The organism is Streptomyces sp. DH-12, assembly GCF_002899455.1.
Classification (GTDB): Bacteria; Actinomycetota; Actinomycetes; order Streptomycetales; family Streptomycetaceae; genus Streptomyces.
Map to the genome: position 1 here is coordinate 3,491,094 of NZ_PPFB01000001.1, position 18,907 is coordinate 3,510,000.

The 18,907-nt window shown below is 70.5% G+C and carries 16 protein-coding genes and 2 rRNA genes (1 of these 18 running past the window's edge); 3 read left to right on the forward strand and 15 right to left on the reverse strand.

Annotation, left to right across the window (positions count from 1 at the left end; all coding sequences use genetic code 11):
- Positions 1 to 67 precede the first annotated feature (67 nt).
- The 5 genes from C1708_RS14480 to C1708_RS14500 all read right to left on the reverse strand — a co-directional run bounded on the left by C1708_RS14480 (position 68) and on the right by C1708_RS14500 (position 5,826).
- Positions 68 to 1,774, reverse strand: coding sequence for a bifunctional uroporphyrinogen-III C-methyltransferase/uroporphyrinogen-III synthase (locus C1708_RS14480; RefSeq protein WP_106413068.1), 1,707 nt, complete (start codon positions 1,772 to 1,774; stop codon positions 68 to 70).
- Positions 1,771 to 2,766: a hydroxymethylbilane synthase gene (gene hemC, locus C1708_RS14485; protein ID WP_106413069.1), complete on the reverse strand. Its 996-nt coding sequence runs from the start codon at positions 2,764 to 2,766 to the stop codon at positions 1,771 to 1,773. Before hemC ends, C1708_RS14480 begins: the two co-directional genes overlap by 4 nt.
- Positions 2,763 to 4,481: a glutamyl-tRNA reductase gene (locus C1708_RS14490; RefSeq protein WP_106413070.1), complete on the reverse strand. Its 1,719-nt coding sequence runs from the start codon at positions 4,479 to 4,481 to the stop codon at positions 2,763 to 2,765. Before C1708_RS14490 ends, hemC begins: the two co-directional genes overlap by 4 nt.
- Entirely contained in the window at positions 4,478 to 5,266 is a 789-nt protein-coding gene (locus C1708_RS14495) for a redox-sensing transcriptional repressor Rex (protein WP_106413071.1), read from the reverse strand. Before C1708_RS14495 ends, C1708_RS14490 begins: the two co-directional genes overlap by 4 nt.
- Before the next feature lie 287 nt (positions 5,267 to 5,553).
- Complete coding sequence (locus tag C1708_RS14500) at positions 5,554 to 5,826, reverse strand: glutaredoxin family protein (protein ID WP_198602499.1); 273 nt, start codon at positions 5,824 to 5,826, stop codon at positions 5,554 to 5,556.
- Between the two features lie 115 nt (positions 5,827 to 5,941).
- On the opposite strand from C1708_RS14500, the gene C1708_RS14505 reads away from it, so the two are divergent.
- The 3 genes from C1708_RS14505 (at position 5,942) to C1708_RS14515 (ending at position 9,437) form a co-directional block, all read left to right on the forward strand.
- On the forward strand, positions 5,942 to 6,853 hold the full coding sequence (locus tag C1708_RS14505; RefSeq protein WP_106413073.1) for an HAD family hydrolase: 912 nt from the start codon (positions 5,942 to 5,944) through the stop codon (positions 6,851 to 6,853).
- A 357-nt stretch (positions 6,854 to 7,210) separates the two neighbouring features.
- Positions 7,211 to 7,987 carry an ECF subfamily RNA polymerase sigma factor, BldN family gene (locus tag C1708_RS14510; RefSeq protein WP_106413074.1) on the forward strand — a complete coding sequence of 259 codons (777 nt, stop codon included), beginning with the start codon at positions 7,211 to 7,213 and terminating at the stop codon, positions 7,985 to 7,987.
- A gap of 205 nt (positions 7,988 to 8,192) precedes the next feature.
- Positions 8,193 to 9,437: a DUF5667 domain-containing protein gene (locus C1708_RS14515; protein WP_106413075.1), complete on the forward strand. Its 1,245-nt coding sequence runs from the start codon at positions 8,193 to 8,195 to the stop codon at positions 9,435 to 9,437.
- Positions 9,438 to 9,485: 48 nt separating this feature from the next.
- Here C1708_RS14515 and C1708_RS14520 read toward each other — a convergent pair whose 3' ends face one another.
- From C1708_RS14520 to C1708_RS14565, 10 genes are all read right to left on the reverse strand, one after another.
- On the reverse strand, positions 9,486 to 10,553 hold the full coding sequence (locus C1708_RS14520) for a lysophospholipid acyltransferase family protein (RefSeq protein WP_106413076.1): 1,068 nt from the start codon (positions 10,551 to 10,553) through the stop codon (positions 9,486 to 9,488).
- A 14-nt stretch (positions 10,554 to 10,567) separates the two neighbouring features.
- Positions 10,568 to 11,629: an NAD-dependent epimerase/dehydratase family protein gene (locus C1708_RS14525; RefSeq protein WP_106413077.1), complete on the reverse strand. Its 1,062-nt coding sequence runs from the start codon at positions 11,627 to 11,629 to the stop codon at positions 10,568 to 10,570.
- Positions 11,630 to 11,830: 201 nt separating this feature from the next.
- Positions 11,831 to 11,929, reverse strand: a complete 99-nt coding sequence (locus C1708_RS14530) for a 30S ribosomal protein bS22 (protein WP_003948845.1) — start codon at positions 11,927 to 11,929, stop codon at positions 11,831 to 11,833.
- Positions 11,930 to 12,083: 154 nt separating this feature from the next.
- A complete protein-coding gene (locus tag C1708_RS14535; RefSeq protein ID WP_157842153.1) occupies positions 12,084 to 12,296 on the reverse strand; it encodes a helix-turn-helix domain-containing protein in 213 nt (70 codons plus the stop codon).
- A gap of 129 nt (positions 12,297 to 12,425) precedes the next feature.
- The gene (locus tag C1708_RS14540) at positions 12,426 to 13,241 is read right to left on the reverse strand and encodes a phosphatase (protein WP_106413078.1); all 816 of its coding nucleotides are present in this window, start codon (positions 13,239 to 13,241) and stop codon (positions 12,426 to 12,428) included.
- Positions 13,242 to 13,333: 92 nt separating this feature from the next.
- Entirely contained in the window at positions 13,334 to 14,506 is a 1,173-nt protein-coding gene (locus C1708_RS14545) for an acetoin utilization protein AcuC (protein WP_106416305.1), read from the reverse strand.
- Complete coding sequence (locus C1708_RS14550) at positions 14,457 to 15,695, reverse strand: MFS transporter (RefSeq protein WP_106413079.1); 1,239 nt, start codon at positions 15,693 to 15,695, stop codon at positions 14,457 to 14,459. Before C1708_RS14550 ends, C1708_RS14545 begins: the two co-directional genes overlap by 50 nt.
- A gap of 60 nt (positions 15,696 to 15,755) precedes the next feature.
- Positions 15,756 to 16,418, reverse strand: coding sequence for an HAD family hydrolase (locus C1708_RS14555; RefSeq protein WP_106413080.1), 663 nt, complete (start codon positions 16,416 to 16,418; stop codon positions 15,756 to 15,758).
- 66 nt (positions 16,419 to 16,484) lie between these two features.
- Positions 16,485 to 16,601: ribosomal RNA gene (gene rrf, locus C1708_RS14560) — 5S ribosomal RNA — on the reverse strand.
- 89 nt (positions 16,602 to 16,690) lie between these two features.
- Positions 16,691 to 18,907, reverse strand: a 23S ribosomal RNA gene (locus C1708_RS14565); it runs 909 nt beyond the window's last position.

The following is an 18,907-nucleotide window of genomic DNA, read 5'->3' on the forward strand; positions in this document are numbered from 1 at the left end:
GACCCCCGCGCGCACGACGGCGGGGCGTGCCCGAAAGCACGCCCCGCCGTCAGAACCGCGCGTCACCTCACGTCGTCGACCGACGCCTCCGCGCCCCCGGACGCCGCTCGCTGGGCCGGGTGACCGGGTCACCCGCCTCCAGCGCCGCCAGCCGGCGCCGCGCGCCGAAGTCCGCGAGGGCCTCCGCCAGCTTGTGGACCGACGGCTCGGGAGCCATCACGTCCACGCGCAGCCCGTGCTCCTCGGCCGTCTTCGCCGTGGCCGGGCCGATGCAGGCGATCACCGTCACGTTGTGCGGCTTGCCCGCGATGCCGACCAGGTTCCGGACCGTCGACGACGAGGTGAACAGCACCGCGTCGAAGCCGCCGCCCTTGATCGCCTCACGGGTCTCCGCCGGCGGGGGCGAGGCCCGCACGGTGCGGTAGGCCGTGACGTCGTCGACCTCCCAGCCCAGCTCGATGAGCCCCGCGACCAGCGTCTCGGTGGCGATGTCGGCGCGCGGCAGGAAGACGCGGTCGATCGGGTCGAAGACCGGGTCGTACGGCGGCCAGTCCTCCACCAGCCCGCGGGCCGACTGCTCGCCGCTCGGCACCAGGTCCGGCCGCACCCCGAAGTCGATCAGGGCGTTGGCCGTCTGCTCGCCCACCGCCGCGACCTTGATCCCGGCGAAGGCGCGGGCGTCGAGCCCGTACTCCTCGAACTTCTCGCGCACCGCCTTGACCGCGTTGACCGAGGTGAAGGCGATCCACTCGTAGCGGCCGGTGACCAGGCCCTTGACGGCACGTTCCATCTGCTGGGGCGTGCGCGGCGGCTCGACCGCGATGGTCGGCACCTCGTGCGGCACGGCCCCGTAGGACCGCAGCTGGTCGGAGAGCGACGCCGCCTGCTCCTTCGTGCGCGGCACGAGCACCTTCCAGCCGAACAGCGGCTTGGACTCGAACCACGCCAGCCGGTCCCGCTGGGCGGCGGCGGAACGCTCACCGACCACGGCTATCACCGGCCGGCCGCCCTCCGGGGAGGGCAGCGCCTTGGTCTGCTTCAGCGTCTGCGCGATCGTGCCGAGCGTCGCCGTCCAGGTGCGCTGCCGGGTGGTGGTGCCCGCGACGGTCACCGTCAGGGGGGTGTCGGGCTTTCGTCCGGCGGACACCAGTTCGCCCGCGGCGGCGGCCACCGAGTCCAGCGTGGCGGAGACGACCACCGTGCCGTCCGAGGCGCCGACCTCCGTCCAGCACCGGTCGGACGCCGTCCGCGCGTCGACGAACCGCACGTCGGTGCCCTGCGCGTCCCGCAGCGGCACACCGGCGTACGCGGGCACACCGACCGCGGTGGCGACACCGGGCACGACCTCGAACGGCACCCCGGCCGAGGCGCACGCCAGCATCTCCTCGGCGGCGTACGCGTCAAGGCCGGGGTCGCCGGACACCGCACGGACGACCCGCTTGCCGCCCCGCGCGGCCTCCATGACAAGATGTGCGGCATCCCTATTCGCAGGGACAGCGGCGGTTGTTGACGCGCCGTCAACGACCGTCAGCTGGGGCGTGCCCAGGCCCGGCGTGGACGACGCAGTCGTGTCCGCGTCCGTGTGCACCTCGGCGACGCCCTGCCTGGCGTGCGTCCGCACGACGGCGAGCACGTCGTGCTCGGCGACGAGGACGTCCGCGTTCGCCAGGGCCTCCACGGCGCGCAGGGTCAGCAGTCCCGGATCCCCGGGTCCGGCACCGAGGAAGGTGACGTGCCCTTGTTCCGGAGGGGCGGGAAGAGTGGTGGGGCTCAAAGTGCTCGCTCCCCCATCAGACCGGCCGCGCCCTGCGCCAGCATCTCGGTGGCGAGTTCGCGACCGAGCGCCATCGCCGCCTCGTGCGTCTCGGGCACGGGACCGGTGGTGGACAACTGCACCAGCGTGGAGCCGTCGGTCGAGCCGACGACGCCCCGCAGGCGCATTTCCTTGACAGTCTGCCCGTCGGTCCGGGAGTCCCCCCGCTCGAGCGGAGCCGAGAGGGGGGGAAGGTCGGCCAGCGCCCCCACGGGTGCGCTGCAGCCGGCCTCCAGAGCGGCGAGCAGTGACCGCTCGGCCGTCACGGCGACCCGCGTGAACGGGTCGTCGAGCTCGGCGAGCGCGGCGATGAGGTCCGCGTTGTCCGCGGTGGTCTCGACCGCCAGTGCCCCCTGGCCGGGGGCGGGCAGAATCGTGTCGACCGACAGGAAGTCGGTCACCTCGTCGCTGCGGCCGACCCGGTTGAGCCCCGCGGCCGCCAGCACGACCGCGTCCAGGTCGCCCTTGGTGACGTACCCGATGCGGGTGTCGACGTTGCCCCGGATCGGGACCGTCTCGATCTCCATGCCGCGGCTGCGCGCGTACGCGTTCAGCTGCGCCATGCGGCGCGGCGAACCGGTGCCGACGCGCGCCCCGGCCGGCAGGTCGGTGAGCTTCAGCGCGTCCCGGGCGATGAGCACGTCCCGCGGGTCCTCCCGCACCGGGATCGCCGCCACGACCAGCTCGTCGGGCTGCGTGGTCGGCAGGTCCTTCAGGGAGTGCACCGCGAAGTCCACCTCGCCGCGCGCCAGCGCCTCCCGCAGGGCGGCGACGAAGACGCCCGTGCCGCCGATCTGCGCGAGGTGCTCGCGCGAGACGTCGCCGTACGTGGTGATCTCGACGAGCTCGACGGGCCGTCCGGTCACCTGGCTCACGGCATCCGCCACCTGCCCGGACTGGGCCATGGCGAGCTTGCTCCGCCTGGTGCCCAGCCTCAGTGCCTTCTCAGTCATCCCGGCCCTCGGTTCTCTGCGTTCTTCTCGGTGCTTTCCTCGGCGCGGGAGACGGAGGCCACCGTCTCGGGGTCGAGGTCGAACAGGGTGCGCAGCGCGTCCGCGTACCCGGCGCCGCCGGGCTCGGCCGCGAGCTGCTTGACCCGGACCGTCGGGGCGTGCAGCAGCTTGTCGACCACCCGTCGCACGGTCTGGGTGATCTCCGCGCGGTGCTTGTCGTCCAGGCCGGGGAGCCGCCCCTCCAGGCGGGCCATCTCACCGGCCACCACGTCGGCCGCCATGGTCCGCAGGGCGACGACGGTCGGCGTGATGTGCGCCGCCCGCTGTGCCGCCCCGAACGCGGCGACCTCGTCGGAGACGATACGCCGGACCTGGTCCACATCGGCAGCCATCGGAGCGTCCGCGGACGCCTCCGCGAGCGATTCGATGTCCACCAGCCGCACGCCGGGCAGGCGGTGCGCCGCCGCGTCGACGTCCCGCGGCATGGCGAGGTCCAGCAGGAAGAGCACGGGCTCGGGGCGCCGCGGCTCCTCCACCGGCTCGGGCCGCCGCCGCTCGGGGATGCGGCCGATCGCGGACGCGGTCGCGGCGAGCGCGCCGATGACCTCGGCGTCCGCCTCCGGCCCGGCGCCGCCGCGGGCGGCGTCCCGGCGGTCGACGGCGGAGCCCGCCGCCCACGCGCCGTGCTGCTCCAGCGTGGCCGCGTCCATCCCGGCGACGGCCGCCTCCCCCATCACGGAGAAGCCGGGCCGCACCGTGGGCAGGTCCACCGGGCAGCCGTCCTCGGCGGAGGCCTGCGGCTGCGCGGCCGGGGCGTCCTCGCGGGCGTCCTCCTCGGCGACGGCGTCGAGGTCGACGACCGACGCCCCGCCGACCCGGCCCTCGACGCCCGCGGCCACCGTCTCGGCGGTCAGCACCAGGCCGGTCGCGCCCGTGCAGGAGACGACCACGTCCGCACGTGTCAGCTCGAACGGCACCGATGTCATCGGGACCGCGCGGGCCGTCACGTCCGTGTCGTCACCCTCGGTGAGGATCCGCACCAGTCGCTCGGCGCGGTCGGGCGTGCGGTTGGCGACGACGACCTCGGCGACCCCGGCGCGCGCGAGCGTGGCCGCGGACAGCGAGGACATCGAGCCCGCGCCTATGACGAGGGCCTTCTTGCCCCGGACCCAGGACTCGACGGGGGCGCCGAGCGCGAGCTGCTCCAGGCCGAAGGTGACCAGGGACTGCCCGGCGCGGTCGATGCCGGTCTCGGAGTGGGCGCGCTTGCCGACCCGCAGCGCCTGCTGGAACAGGTCGTTCAGCAGCCGTCCCGCGGTGTGCGTCTCCTGCGCGCGGGCCAGCGAGTCCTTGATCTGGCCGAGGATCTGCCCCTCGCCCACGACCATCGAGTCCAGTCCGCAGGCCACCGAGAACAGGTGGTGCACGGCCCGGTCCTCGTAGTGCACATAGAGATAAGGAGTGAGCTCCTCCAGGCCGACCCCGCTGTGCTGGGCGAGCAGCGTGGACAGCTCGGCGACACCGGCGTGGAACTTGTCCACGTCGGCGTACAGCTCGATGCGGTTGCAGGTGGCGAGGACCGCGCCCTCGGAGGCGGGCTCCGTGGCGACCGTGTCCTGCAGCAGCTTGGTCTGCGCCTCCGCGCTCAGCGACGCCCGCTCCAGCACGCTGACCGGGGCGCTGCGGTGGCTCAGTCCGACGACGAGGAGGCTCATGCCGGCATCACGGCGGGTACGTCCCCGTCGGGTCCCTGGTCGGTGGAGCCCTCGCGCTGGGCGGCGACGGCGGTGTCGGCGGCGCCGGCGGCCTGCGCGGTGGTCACCTCGGCGGCGGCCTCCTCACCGGCCTTGCGCTGCTCGTGGAAGGCGAGGATCTGCAGCTCGATGGAGAGGTCCACCTTGCGCACGTCGACGCCGTCCGGAACGGTCAGCACGGTCGGCGCGAAGTTCAGGATGGAGGTGACTCCGGCGGCCACGAGCCGGTCGCAGACCTGCTGGGCGGCGCCGGCCGGGGTGGCGATGACGCCGATGGACACGCCGTTGTCCCGGATGATCGCCTCGAGCTCGTCGGTGTGCTGCACCGGGATGCCGGCGACGGGCTTCCCGGCCATCGCGGGGTCGGCGTCGATCAGCGCGGCGACCCGGAAACCGCGGGAGGCGAACCCTCCGTAGTTGGCCAGGGCGGCGCCGAGGTTGCCGATTCCTACGATCACAACCGGCCAGTCCTGGGTGAGGCCGAGTTCGCGGGAGATCTGGTACACGAGATACTCGACGTCGTAACCGACGCCCCGGGTGCCGTAGGAACCCAAGTAGGAGAAGTCCTTGCGCAGCTTCGCGGAGTTGACACCCGCGGCGGCCGCCAGCTCCTCCGAGGAGACCGTGGGCACCGAGCGCTCGGAGAGCGCGGTCAGGGCGCGGAGGTACAGCGGAAGCCGGGCGACGGTGGCCTCGGGAATTCCTCGGCTACGGGTCGCCGGTCGGTGAGTTCGGCCAGTTGCCACGGTGCTCCTGCGGGTAGAGCGGGGCTTCAGGCGGTCATACGTCCCCGGACCGCCCCGTCGCATGCAGGCTATGCCTTTGTGAACGCGTGCACAAAGATTGTGTCCGATTTGCCCGGCCAACGTGACCGGGGTCACGCGCCCCCGGCGCACACGGACGGAACCGGCGCACCCGCAGCGGCGCTCCTTGGCTTCTAGGGGCAAAGCACCCACTCTCCTCTGTGAATCCCGCCCCCGAGACCAGACCGCCATCGATCCTAAGCGAATTCCCGCCAGATTGAACTGGCCGGTCAGTCGCCCAGCGCCTTGCGGAGGCGGTCCTCGTCCACGCGCCAGAAGGTGTGCTGCCGTCCGTCGACGAGCACCACGGGGATCTGCTCCCAGTACCGGTCGTGCAGCTCCCGGTCCTCCGTGATGTCCTTCCCCTCCCACGGCACGCCGAGCTCGGCGCACACCTTCTCCACCACCACCTGCGCGTCGTCGCACAGATGGCAGCCGGGCTTGCGGATCAACGTCACGAGCCGGTCCCGCGGGGGCGCGGCACGGCGGAAGAGAGGGCTCATACGGCCCATTGTCCCGCGCAGGACAAAGCCGGGGCACCGTCCGTGACACACGGAGTTCACGACGTGCCAACCTCTCGGCTCCGGAACGGGTCCGCGCACTGGCTATGCTCACGCCATGGCCGCTCTCGGATGGCTCACTCCCCGTAGGCGCTCCGCCACGGCGCGGAGCGTGTTGGCAGGCGAGGCCTCGGCGGAGGCAGCCCGCAAGTCCACCCTGCACGTTTCCGAACGCGAACCCGCGTTCCCGGTCCACGGTGACGAACGGGCCGCCGCCTTCTTCGACCTGGACAACACCGTGATGCAGGGCGCCGCCCTGTTCCACTTCGGGCGGGGCCTGTACAAGCGGAAGTTCTTCGACACCCGCGAGCTCGCCCGGTTCGCCTGGCAGCAGGCGTGGTTCCGGCTGGCCGGCGTCGAGGACCCCGAGCACATGCAGGAGGCGCGCGACTCGGCGCTCTCCATCGTCCAGGGCCATCGCGTCGCCGAGCTGCAGTCCATCGGCGAGGAGATCTACGACGAGTACATGGCCGAGCGGATCTGGCCCGGCACCCGGGCGCTGGCCCAGGCGCACCTCGACGCGGGCCAGCGGGTGTGGCTGGTCACCGCCGCCCCCGTGGAGATCGCCACGGTGATCGCCCGCCGGCTCGGCCTGACCGGCGCCCTGGGCACCGTCGCCGAGTCGGTCGACGGCGTGTACACGGGCAAACTCGTGGGCGAGCCGCTGCACGGCCCCGCGAAGGCGGAGGCGGTCCGCGCGCTGGCGCTCGCAGAGGGACTGGACCTCGGCCGGTGCGCCGCCTACAGCGACTCCCACAACGACATCCCGATGCTGTCGCTGGTGGGCCACCCCTACGCGATCAACCCGGACTCCAAGCTCCGCAAGCACGCGCGCCAGATGGACTGGCGGCTGCGCGACTACCGCACCGGCCGCAAGGCGGCCAAGGTCGGCATCCCGGCGGCGGCCGGCGTGGGCGCGGTGGCCGGGGGCACGGCCGCCGCCATCGCCCTGCACCGCAAGCGCCGCTGACGCCCCTGCGGCCGTCGCACGGGCGCGCCCGCGGCCGCGGGCCGGACCGCGACACGCCCGAACCCACTGCCGTACCCCGCACCCGTCCCGAGCAGTCCTGTTGGCTGCACACGGCCACAACTCGCCCCGGACCAAACGGAATACGAAAGCTTCCGGTCATCAACCGGTCAGCTCCTCATGCCTGAACAGGCGTCAATCGGTTACCGAAGCGACGTAACCGACGATTTGAGCAACTCGGCGTAGCAGAGCCTGTACGAAGCGTTATTCTCCTCAGACGCATTCCGGGACCACCGCTTCGCCACGACGGGTGAACGGCCCCGCACTGCACGTGATGGAAGCTCTGCCTCTGGGAGTCCCGTGTACCCACACGTCGGGGTTGACGCCTCGGGCCTGGCTACGCTGCGCGCGACAGTCGCGACAGCCCGAGACATGTTGCGCGGAATCGTCCCCCCCGCGCACGCCGTCCCCGCATTCGCCGCCGTCCCCGCCGGCCCGTGCTACGCCCTCGCCGAGGGGACGGCCGCGGTCGGCAGACGAGGACGTCCGTCCGGCGCTCCCGCTGCCCGCCGTCCCGCCGCCGACAGCGACAGCGCCCGGATGATGGACCTCGTGGAGCGCGCCCAGGCCGGCGAGGCGGAGGCCTTCGGACGGCTCTACGACCAGTACAGCGACACCGTCTACCGCTACATCTACTACCGCGTCGGCGGCAAGGCGACCGCCGAGGACCTCACCAGCGAGACCTTTCTGCGGGCGCTGCGCCGCATCGGCACCTTCACCTGGCAGGGCCGCGACTTCGGCGCCTGGCTGGTGACCATCGCCCGCAACCTCGTCGCCGACCACTTCAAGTCCAGCCGCTTCCGCCTCGAGGTCACCACCGGGGAGATGCTCGACGCCAACGAGGTCGAGCGCTCCCCCGAGGATTCCGTACTCGAGTCCCTGTCCAACGCCGCCCTCCTCGAAGCCGTACGTCGGCTCAACCCCCAACAGCAGGAGTGCGTCACGCTCCGATTCCTCCACGGCCTGTCCGTCGCCGAGACGGCCCGCGTCATGGGCAAGAACGAGGGCGCCATCAAGACCCTCCAGTACCGGGCCGTCCGCACCCTCGCCCGGCTCCTCCCGGACGACGCCCGCTGACCCTCCGTGAGACGCGGCGGGAATCCTCAACCGGGTCACCGGTGTCCGTAACCCAAGTGCCGCGCCCGTCGTTGTGCGGGATACAGGCTCCCTGTGGTCACCCCCTGACCGGCTCCGCTCACCCGATCGTGTGGCGTCGGCCGGGCCGGGGAACCCTCAGGACCCCCTGGGGAGTCGACCGTCATGACGAGAGGAGGTGCCGCCAGTGATCGCGAACGTATCGGCGCACCGGCGGGCGAACGCCTTCGCCCAGGCCCTGGAGGAGCAGTCCGACCGGGGCACGGCGGCCGAGCGAACCGAAGGACCGGCACCGGCCCCGGACACCGCCGAGACCGAACAGGACCAGCTGCTCACGCTGGCCTCCGGTCTGGGCGCGCTGCCCCGGCCGGAACTCGACCCGGAGGTGAAGGTCGTCCAGCGGGCCCAGCTGGTGGCCGCGTTCGAGGCCATGCTCCAGGAGGGCACCGCCGCAGGCGAGGCGACGGACCGGACCGTCCCCGGACAGCGCTCGCGCCGTACCAAGGGCGCCCACCGCGCGACCCCGCTGGGCAGGCTCTGGCCACGATCGAGGCTGGCCAAAGGACTCACCGCGGGCGGGCTCACCGTCGGCGTCGCCGCCGGCGCCCTCGGCGGAGTCGCCGTCGCCAGCTCCGACGCCCTCCCCGGCGACTCCCTCTACGGACTCAAGCGCGGCATCGAGGACGTCAAGCTCACCCTCGCCGACGACGACACCGAGCGCGGACAGGTCTACCTCGACCACGCCTCCACCCGGCTGAGCGAGGCCCGCCGGCTGATGGAGCGCGACCGCGCCGGCGACCTCGACCACGAATCCCTCAACGAGATCCGTCGCGCCCTGTCCGGCATGCGGCACGACGCCGCGGAGGGCCACCGGCTGCTCCGCGAGGCCTACGAGCGCGACCCGGACTCCCTCGGCCCCATGCAGGCGCTCTCCTCCTTCTCCCAGGCCCACCGCGACACCTGGGGCAGTCTGCGCGACCGGCTCCCCGTGCAGCTCGGCGACGTCAGTGAGCAGGTCACGTCGGTGTTCGACGCCATAGACGAAGACGTCGCCCCGCTGCGGTCCCTGCTGCCCCAGCCACCGAACGACGAGGCGGGCGACGGGAAGCGGCGCGGCGACTCCGCCCCGGCGTCCGACACCCCGTCCACGGCCGAACCCTCGCAGTCGCCCGGCACCGAACGGGACGGCTCCGGCACGGGCGAGGCGGACAGCGCGGCGCCGACCGGCTCCGCCGACACCGAGCGCGAGAAGGACGGCCTGCTCGGCGGCAACACCGGCGGTCTCCTCGACCCGCCCCAGGAGAGCGGCCAGAGCAGCACGCCGCCGCCCACGGGCTCCGCCACCCGGCCTCCCGCCCCCGACGTCACCCTCCCGCCTCTCCTGCCCGGGCTCCTCCCGGGCCTGGGCATCGAGGCGCAGGACCGGGAGTAGCACCGGGGGCGCCCCTCGCAGCAGGGGCGCCCCCGTACGCATGGCGGTCTAGAAGAACACCGACCGGCGCTGCACCAGCAGCTTGTACAGCGTGTGCTGGATCTGCTCCCTCACCTGGTCGGTCAGGTTGAACATCAGCATCGGGTCCTCCGCCGCCTCCAGCGGATACCCGTCCGTCGGGATCGGCTCCCCGAACTGGATCGTCCACTTCGTCGGCAGCGGAATCGCCCCCAGCGGCCCCAGCCAGGGGAACGTCGGCGTCAGCGGGAAGTACGGGAAGCCCAGCAGCCGCGCCAGCGTCTTCGCGTTGCCGATCATCGGGTAGATCTCCTCCGCCCCGACGATCGAGCACGGCACGATCGGCACCCTGTGCCGCAGCGCCGTCGACACGAACCCGCCCCGCCCGAACCGCTGCAGCTTGTACCGCTCCGAGAACGGCTTCCCGATGCCCTTGAAGCCCTCCGGCATCACCCCGACCAACTCGCCCTGTGCCAGCAGCCGTTCGGCGTCCTCCGCGCAGGCCAGCGTGTGCCCCAGCTTCCGCGCCAGCTCGTTCACCACCGGCAGCACGAACACCAGGTCCGCCGCGAGCAGCCGCAGATGCCGCTCGGCCGGATGATGGTCGTGCACGGCGACCTGCATCATCAGCCCGTCCACCGGAAGCGTCCCCGAGTGGTTGGCGACGATCAGCGCACCGCCCTCGGACGGGATGTTCTCCACGCCCTTCACCTCGACCCGGAAGTACTTCTCGTACATCGGGCGCAGCAGCGACATCAGGACCTGGTCGGTGAGCTCCTCGTCGTACCCGAAGTCGTCGACCTCGTAGTCCCCGGTGAGCCGGCGGCGCAGGAACGCCAGCCCGCTCGCGATCCGCTGCTCCAGGCCGCCGTCACCGCCCTCGCGGTCCGCCGCGGGCTCACGCGGCTGCTCTCCTTCACCGGTCACGGGATCATCCTCCCGCACCGGCTCCGCCCCGGGCAGGGGCTGGACCTGCCCCACCGCCGCGGAAGGCCGCGCCGCGCCCTGGCGCCGGCCGGCCGCACCACGGCGGCGCGACGCGGCACTCCCGCGGGAGCGGTGGTCGTCGTCGAACGGGATGACCTTGGCGTCCGCCATCGTTGCTGCGCTCCTCAGTCGGCGCCGTGCGCCGGCGCGTGGCCGCTGCCCGGCACGGGCAGCGCGGCGATCCGGTCGACGGCCCTCGCGACGGTCTCCGGCGGCAGCAGCCCGGGCCCGCGGCTGCGCACGAAGTCCGCAAACGTTTCAGCAGTCGAGTACGTGGGGGTGAACCCCAGCGTCTGACGCATCTGGTCCGTCGCCACCACCCGCCCGTGTGTCAGGAGCCGGATCTGCTCGGGCGAGAAGTCCGACATCCCCAGCGTACGCATCAGCGAGCCCGCCCAGGTGACCGCGGGAAGCAGCAGCGGCACCGTCGGCCTGCCCAGGCGCCGCGAGCACTGCGACAGCAGCAGCACACCGTCCCCCGCGATGTTGAACGTCCCGCTGTTGAGCGTGCCACGCCGCGGCTCGTGCGCGCCGATCCGCAGCACCTCCACCACGTCGTCCTCGTGCACGAACTGCAGCCGCGGGTCGTAGCCGAACACCGTCGGCAGCACCGGCAGCGCGAAGTACGACGCGAGCGGGGTGTCGGCGGCCGGGCCCAGGATGTTGGCGAACCTCAGCACGCACACGGCGACGTCCGGGCGGCGCCGGGCGAACCCGCGCACATAGCCCTCGACCTCCACCGTGTCCTTCGCGAAGCCGCCGCTGGGCAGCGACTTGGGCGGCGTCGACTCGGTGAACACCGCCGGGTCGCGCGACGCCGAACCGTAGACGTTGGTGCTGGACTTCACCACCAGCCGCTTGACGTTCGGGGCCTTCTGACAGGCGCCCAGCAACTGCATGGTGCCGATGACGTTGGTCTCCTTCAGCGACGCCCGGCCGCCGCTGCCCAGCGGCGTGCCCGTCACGTCGAGGTGGACGACCGTGTCGGCGCCCGACTCGGCCAGCACCCGCGCGATCGTGGGCTGCCGGATGTCCGCCTGGACGAAATCGGCGCCGCCCAGGTGGTGCTCGGGCCGCACCGCGTCCACGGCGACCACCCGGTCCACCTCGGGATCCCGCTGGATCCGCCGCACGAAACGGCCCCCCAGCTGCCGGGCCACCCCGGTCACCAGCACGACCTTCCCCAAGATCAGCGCCTTTCTCTCACCCTGCTGCCGACGGCCAACCTATCGGGTACCCGTCGCCGTGCGATGCCGAGCGGACACGTCACGTGACAACATCCCCGGGACGTACCACCGGACACACCGCACGCACCGCACGCACCAAAGGGCAGTGGCCCCCCACCGAATCGCGGTGGGGGGCCACTGGACACGCTCTCGCGCTGTCGCTTACTTCTTGTTGCGACGCTGGACGCGCGTGCGCTTGAGCAGCTTGCGGTGCTTCTTCTTGGCCATCCGCTTGCGCCGCTTCTTGATAACAGAGCCCACGACTACCCTCGCTCACTTCTCATCACTCGGTGTTTGGGCGCCATGGGCCCACACGACCTACGAGGGGCTAGCCTACCCGCCCGAGCGCTGAGGTCGTAATCGAGGTGACCGGGAGGGTCCATGAGTGCCCGGTACGGACCCTCCCGGACCGCCGTCAGGCCGTGTCCACCCCCACGTAGCTCTCGCGGAGGTACTCGTGTACCGCTTGCTCCGGGACGCGGAAGGACCGCCCCACCCGGATCGCGGGCAGATGACCGCTGTGCACCAGGCGGTACACGGTCATCTTCGACACTCGCATCACCGAGGCGACTTCCGCCACGGTAAGGAACTGAACCTCGTTCAGAGGCCTCTCGCCAGCTGCAGCCATGACACACCTGAACCTTCCGCACTCGACGGCCACCGGCTTCCCCTTCCGGTGACTCTTCGTCGTTGCGTGCTCACTCCCCAATGTAGGGGCGGGTGATGCGAATGGGGAAGAGGTGCACCCATCGGCGGCCTACTGTGACAGACACGCTCGATTGAGTACGTAGCGGGTCAGCGGCAGGTAGTCGTCGGACCGTGCGCCGTCGTCAACCGGAACGACCACGGACACCGCCCCCTCGGCCTGCCCGACGAACGGTGCCGGGTCGTTCGCATCGGCCAGTCCGACGCTCGCGAACCCCAGCTGACCTGCCCCGCAGACCCAACCGTGGTCCCCGATCACCAGCCCCGGCAGCGGCCCGCCGGCGTCCGCCGCGGCCGCCAGCGCGGCCCGAACCGGGAGAGGGGAATGCGTGTGCGCGCCCGGCTCACCACCGGGGCGCTGCGCGGTCGCGTCCCGGACCAGCCCGACTCCCCGTACGTAGTCGAGGTTGCCCGTGCGTAGACCGAACCGGGTCGTTATGTCGACACAGCGACCCTGCGCCGGGGTGAGGACATCACATCCCGCCGCCGACAAGGCGTCTGCGAGCACGGCGTAGAAACGGAGCAGCCGATGCGGGTGCCCGGTGCCCAGCAGCACCGGAACACGGTGCCGCGCGGCCTGCGCGAGCCGTTCCGCGAGTGCGTCCAGGGCGGCCAGCGTACGCTCCGGATCGATGGCCTCGCGCCCCGACGTCCGGGCCGGATCCGCCGCCACCCCGCACCGGTCCGCCATCAGCGCGAGCACCTCCCGCTCGCCCCACGCCCCGACCGGGTCGAGCCCGATCAGCACCCGCGGGTCCCGGGCGGCGAACAGCCGGTAGCTGCGCAGGCTCTCCTCCCGGGTGGTGCCCACCACCCCGGCGAGCCCGGCCGTCAGAAGATGCGCGCGGAGGCGGTCGGCGGTCACCACGCGAGCGATGCTGCGCCACCCGCCCGCGCCCGCGGGCCGGAACGCGGCCCACGCCCCACGGTCGGGGTAACACCCCCGCCCCTCGGGGACGCTCAGGGCAGCATCCCCCGCAGCGGGAACACCGCCCGCCGGGTCGCCAGGACCGCCTGGTCCAGCCGGTCCGCCGGGTCGTACCCCGCGTCCCACGCGGCCCACGACACCGGCCACCGGCCGTCCGTCATCCGGTACGGACCCGGCTGCCGGGTCCGCGCGTACACCTGCTGCCGCCACTCCTCCGGCACCGGCGTCGTCGGCTCCACGGGCCGCCCGGCGGCGATGCCCACCAGGTGCGACCAGGACCTCGGCACGACCTCGACCACCGCGTAACCGCCGCCGCCCAGCGCCACCCACCGGCCGTCGGCGTGCTCGTGCGCCAGTTCGTGGCAGGCCACCTGCACCGCCCGCTGCGCGTCCAGCGACACCGCCAGGTGCGCCAGCGGGTCCTCGAAGTGCGTGTCCGCCCCGTGCTGCGTCACCAGCACCTGCGGCCGGAAGTCCGCGATCAGCTCCGGCACCACCGCGTGGAAGGCGCGCAGCCATCCCTCGTCCCCGGTGCCCGCCGGCAGCGCCACGTTCACCGCGCTGCCCTCCGCGTCCGCGGCGCCCGTCTCCTCCGGCCACCCGGTCTGCGGGAACAGCGTCCGCGGATGCTCGTGCAGCGAGATCGTCAGCACCCGCGGGTCCTCCCAGAACGCCGCCTGCACACCGTCCCCGTGGTGCACGTCGACGTCGATGTACGCCACCCGCTCCGCACCCAGCTCCAGCAGCCGGGCGATGGCCAGCGCGGCGTCGTTGTACACGCAGAACCCGGATGCGGCACCCGGCATCGCGTGGTGCAGCCCGCCCGCGAAGTTCACCGCGTGCAGCGCCTCACCGCGCCACACCGCCTCGGCCGCGCCCACCGACTGCCCCGCGATCAGCGCCGACACCTCGTGCATCCCCGCGAACGCCGGATCGTCGATCGTCCCCAGCCCGTACGCCTGGTCCGCCGACCTCGGATCGGCCGACGCGGCCCGCACCGCGTCGATGTAGTCCTCCCGGTGCACCAGCCGCAGCGTCGACTCCCCCGCCGCCTTCGCCGCGACCACCTTCACGTCACGGTCCAGTCCGAGGGCGCCGACCAGGCTGCGGGTCAGCGCCAACCGGACCGGGTCCATCGGGTGGCCCCGGCCGAAGTCATAGCCCGTTACTGCTTCGTCCCACATCAGCTGTGCGCGACCGCTCATGCCCGCCACCGTATCGGTCGGCCCCCGGCGCGAACGAACGGGCGTGCACGAGCGTCACCAGCACCAAGGCCATCGGCACCAACATCGCCCCGCGGTGGCTCCAGACGTCACCGAGCGCGCCGACGAGCGGGGAACCCACCAGGAAACCGACGTAGTTGAAGACGTTCAGCCGCGCCACGGCCGCGTCCGACGCCCCCGGCCGCCCCGTCTCGTCCGCCCGCCGCCCCGCCGCCGCGAACGTCTGCGGCACCAGCACGCACAGCCCGAGCCCCAGCAGCGTGAACCCCAGCATCCCCACCCACACCCCGGGCGCCCCGGCCACCACGGCGAACCCGGCCGCCGCCACCAGCGCCCCCGCCCGCACCACCGACACGGCACCGAAGCGCCGCACCCCCATGTCCCCGATCGCCCGCCCCAGCAGCGTGGTGACCATGTAGACGTTGTACGGCACGGTCGCCATCTGCTCCGAGCTGCCCAGCACGTCCTGAAGGTATTTCGCGCTCCAGTTGGAGACCGTCGAGTCCCCGATGTACGCCACCGTCATCACCAGGCACAACGGCAGCAGCCACGCCGGCCCGCCACCCGCACCGGCCCCCGCGCCCTTCACGCCCTTCCTCACGGGAGCCCGGTTCTCCCCGTCGACGTACCACCGGCTGCCCAGCAGCGCGGCCGGCAGCAGCACCAGTACCACCGGCAGATACGACATCCACAGCGCCAGCCCGAAGTGCGTCCCCACCCAGGCGAGCGACGCCCCGACGATCCCGCCCAGGCTGTACGCCGCGTGGAAACTCAGCATGATGCTGCGCCCGTACGCCCGCTGCAGACTCACCCCGAGCATGTTCATCGAGGCGTCCAGCGCGCCCACCGCCAGCCCGAACGCCGCCAGCGCCAGGGCGAGAACGGCCATCTGCCGCCCCGCACCCACCGCCAGCAGCGCCAGCAGCACGACCGGCTGGGACCACCGCAGCACCCGGCTCGGCGGCGCCCGCCGCACCAGCCGCTCCGTGGAGACGCTGCCGATGCCGGCCAGGATCGGCACGGCGGCGAGGAAGACGGGCAGCAGCCCGTCGGAGACCCCGTACCGGTTCTGGATGCCCGGGATGCGCGTCACGAGCAGAGCGAAGGCGACGCCCTGTACCGCGAAGCTGAACGCCAGCGAGGCCCTGCCGCGCCGCAGCACATCAGTCATGGCGGCGAGCGTAGGGCTCGGGGGTACCGGTGGGTAGATCCGGTCGAGGACGAACCGTGTTCAGTCCTCGGCGCGGTCACCGGTCAGGAGGGAGAGCAACTCCCCCATGTCGTCGAAGAGTCGGGTGGCGCCGCTCAGCTTCTCCGCCGGCGTCATCCCGGTGAACCCGTAGACGTCCATCCCGGCCGCCACGGCCGCCTGGACACCGAGCGGGCTGTCCTCGACCACCACGCACCGCTCGGGGGCCGTGCCCATCCGCTCGGCCGCGTACAGGAACAGATCAGGGGCAGGCTTTCCGCGGCCGACGTCCTGCGAGCTGAAGATCCGTCCGTCGTCGAACCACCGGTCCAGCCCGGCCGCCCGGTGCCCCACCCGGATCCGCTCATGGCTCCCCGACGACGCCACGCAGTACGGCACCCCGTCCGCCTCCAGCTCCTCCAGTACGCCGGCGACTCCGGGCACCGGCTTCAACTCCCGCTCGAACGCGGCGAAGACGCGGGCGTGGAAGACGTCGTCGAAGTCGGCCGGCAACCGCTGCCCGGTGCGCTCCTCGATGAGATCGTGCACCCGGTGCATGGCCGACCCCATGTAGTCCCGGATGGAGTCCTCGTACGTGGTGGGGTGCCCGAGCTCGGTGAGGTAGGCGGCGAGGTGTCTGTTGGAGAGGGGCTCGCTGTCGACGAGCACGCCGTCGTTGTCGAAAATCACCAGGTCATAGCGCATGGAACCGACCCTAAACGCAGAGAGCCCCCGTGCCGAACGGCACGGGGGCTCTCCATATCAAGAATTGTTCGGCGGCGTCCTACTCTCCCACAGGGTCCCCCCTGCAGTACCATCGGCGCTGTAAGGCTTAGCTTCCGGGTTCGGAATGTAACCGGGCGTTTCCCCTACGCTATGACCACCGAAACACTGTGAAACACTCAACCGCACCACACCGTGACCATGGCATGGGGTTGTTCGTGGTTTCAGAACCAACACAGTGGACGCGAGCAACTGAGGACAAGCCCTCGGCCTATTAGTACCGGTCAACTCCACACGTTACCGTGCTTCCATATCCGGCCTATCAACCCAGTCGTCTACTGGGAGCCTTACCCCATCAAGTGGGTGGGAGTCCTCATCTCGAAGCAGGCTTCCCGCTTAGATGCTTTCAGCGGTTATCCCTCCCGAACGTAGCCAACCAGCCATGCCCTTGGCAGAACAACTGGCACACCAGAGGTTCGTCCGTCCCGGTCCTCTCGTACTAGGGACAGCCCTTCTCAAGACTCCTACGCGCACAGCGGATAGGGACCGAACTGTCTCACGACGTTCTAAACCCAGCTCGCGTACCGCTTTAATGGGCGAACAGCCCAACCCTTGGGACCGACTCCAGCCCCAGGATGCGACGAGCCGACATCGAGGTGCCAAACCATCCCGTCGATATGGACTCTTGGGGAAGATCAGCCTGTTATCCCCGGGGTACCTTTTATCCGTTGAGCGACGGCGCTTCCACAAGCCACCGCCGGATCACTAGTCCCGACTTTCGTCCCTGCTCGACCCGTCGGTCTCACAGTCAAGCTCCCTTGTGCACTTACACTCAACACCTGATTGCCAACCAGGCTGAGGGAACCTTTGGGCGCCTCCGTTACCCTTTAGGAGGCAACCGCCCCAGTTAAACTACCCATCAGACACTGTCCCTGATCCGGATCACGGACCCAGGTTAGACATCCAGCACGACCAGACTGGTATTTCAACGACGACTCCACCCGAACTGGCGTCCAGGCTTCACAGTCTCCCAGCTATCCTACACAAGCCGAACCGAACACCAATATCAAACTGTAGTAAAGGTCCCGGGGTCTTTCCGTCCTGCTGCGCGAAACGAGCATCTTTACTCGTAGTGCAATTTCACCGGGCCTATGGTTGAGACAGTCGAGAAGTCGTTACGCCATTCGTGCAGGTCGGAACTTACCCGACAAGGAATTTCGCTACCTTAGGATGGTTATAGTTACCACCGCCGTTTACTGGCGCTTAAGTTCTCAGCTTCGCCCACCCGAAAGTGAGCTAACCGGTCCCCTTAACGTTCCAGCACCGGGCAGGCGTCAGTCCGTATACATCGCCTTACGGCTTCGCACGGACCTGTGTTTTTAGTAAACAGTCGCTTCTCGCTGGTCTCTGCGGCCACCCCCAGCTCACCGAGTAAATCGGATCACCGAGTGTGGCCCCCCTTCTCCCGAAGTTACGGGGGCATTTTGCCGAGTTCCTTAACCATAGTTCACCCGAACGCCTCGGTATTCTCTACCTGACCACCTGAGTCGGTTTAGGGTACGGGCCGCCATGAAACTCGCTAGAGGCTTTTCTCGACAGCATAGGATCATCCACTTCACCACAATCGGCTCGGCATCAGGTCTCAGACTATGTGCCAGGCGGATTTGCCTACCTGACGTCCTACACCCTTACCCCGGGACAACCACCGCCCGGGATGGACTACCTTCCTGCGTCACCCCATCACTCACCTACTACCAGCTCGGGTCACCGGCTCCACCACTCCGACCTCGTCCGAAGACTCAGCCGGCGGCTTCACGGGCTTAGCATCACTGGATTCGATGTTTGACGCTCCACAGCGGGTACCGGAATATCAACCGGTTATCCATCGACTACGCCTGTCGGCCTCGCCTTAGGTCCCGACTTACCCTGGGCAGATCAGCTTGACCCAGGAACCCTTAGTCAATCGGCGCACACGTTTCTCACGTGTGAATCGCTACTCATGCCTGCATTCTCACTCGTCAACCGTCCACAACTCGCTTACGCGGCTGCTTCACCCGGCAGACGACGCTCCCCTACCCAACCCAGCACCCGTTGGGGCTACCTGCTGGATTGACACGACTTCGGCGGTACGCTTGAGCCCCGCTACATTGTCGGCGCGGAATCACTAGACCAGTGAGCTATTACGCACTCTTTCAAGGGTGGCTGCTTCTAAGCCAACCTCCTGGTTGTCTCTGCGACTCCACATCCTTTCCCACTTAGCGTACGCTTAGGGGCCTTAGTCGATGCTCTGGGCTGTTTCCCTCTCGACCATGGAGCTTATCCCCCACAGTCTCACTGCCGCGCTCTCACTTACCGGCATTCGGAGTTTGGCTAAGGTCAGTAACCCGGTAGGGCCCATCGCCTATCCAGTGCTCTACCTCCGGCAAGAAACACACGACGCTGCACCTAAATGCATTTCGGGGAGAACCAGC

What these genes read in the sequence shown, in the direction of transcription:
- C1708_RS14505 (WP_106413073.1), top strand. Translation starts at nt 5,942, where the DNA reads ATGGCCGCTCTCGGATGGCTCACTCCCCGTAGGCGCTCCGCCACGGCG.
- C1708_RS14535 (WP_157842153.1), bottom strand. Translation starts at nt 12,296, where the DNA reads ATGGCTGCAGCTGGCGAGAGGCCTCTGAACGAGGTTCAGTTCCTTACC.
- C1708_RS14545 (WP_106416305.1), bottom strand. Translation starts at nt 14,506, where the DNA reads ATGAGCGGTCGCGCACAGCTGATGTGGGACGAAGCAGTAACGGGCTAT.
- C1708_RS14550 (WP_106413079.1), bottom strand. Translation starts at nt 15,695, where the DNA reads ATGACTGATGTGCTGCGGCGCGGCAGGGCCTCGCTGGCGTTCAGCTTC.
- C1708_RS14555 (WP_106413080.1), bottom strand. Translation starts at nt 16,418, where the DNA reads ATGCGCTATGACCTGGTGATTTTCGACAACGACGGCGTGCTCGTCGAC.
- hemC (WP_106413069.1), bottom strand. Translation starts at nt 2,766, where the DNA reads ATGACTGAGAAGGCACTGAGGCTGGGCACCAGGCGGAGCAAGCTCGCC.
- C1708_RS14500 (WP_198602499.1), bottom strand. Translation starts at nt 5,826, where the DNA reads ATGAGCCCTCTCTTCCGCCGTGCCGCGCCCCCGCGGGACCGGCTCGTG.
- C1708_RS14490 (WP_106413070.1), bottom strand. Translation starts at nt 4,481, where the DNA reads ATGAGCCTCCTCGTCGTCGGACTGAGCCACCGCAGCGCCCCGGTCAGC.
- C1708_RS14520 (WP_106413076.1), bottom strand. Translation starts at nt 10,553, where the DNA reads ATGGCGGACGCCAAGGTCATCCCGTTCGACGACGACCACCGCTCCCGC.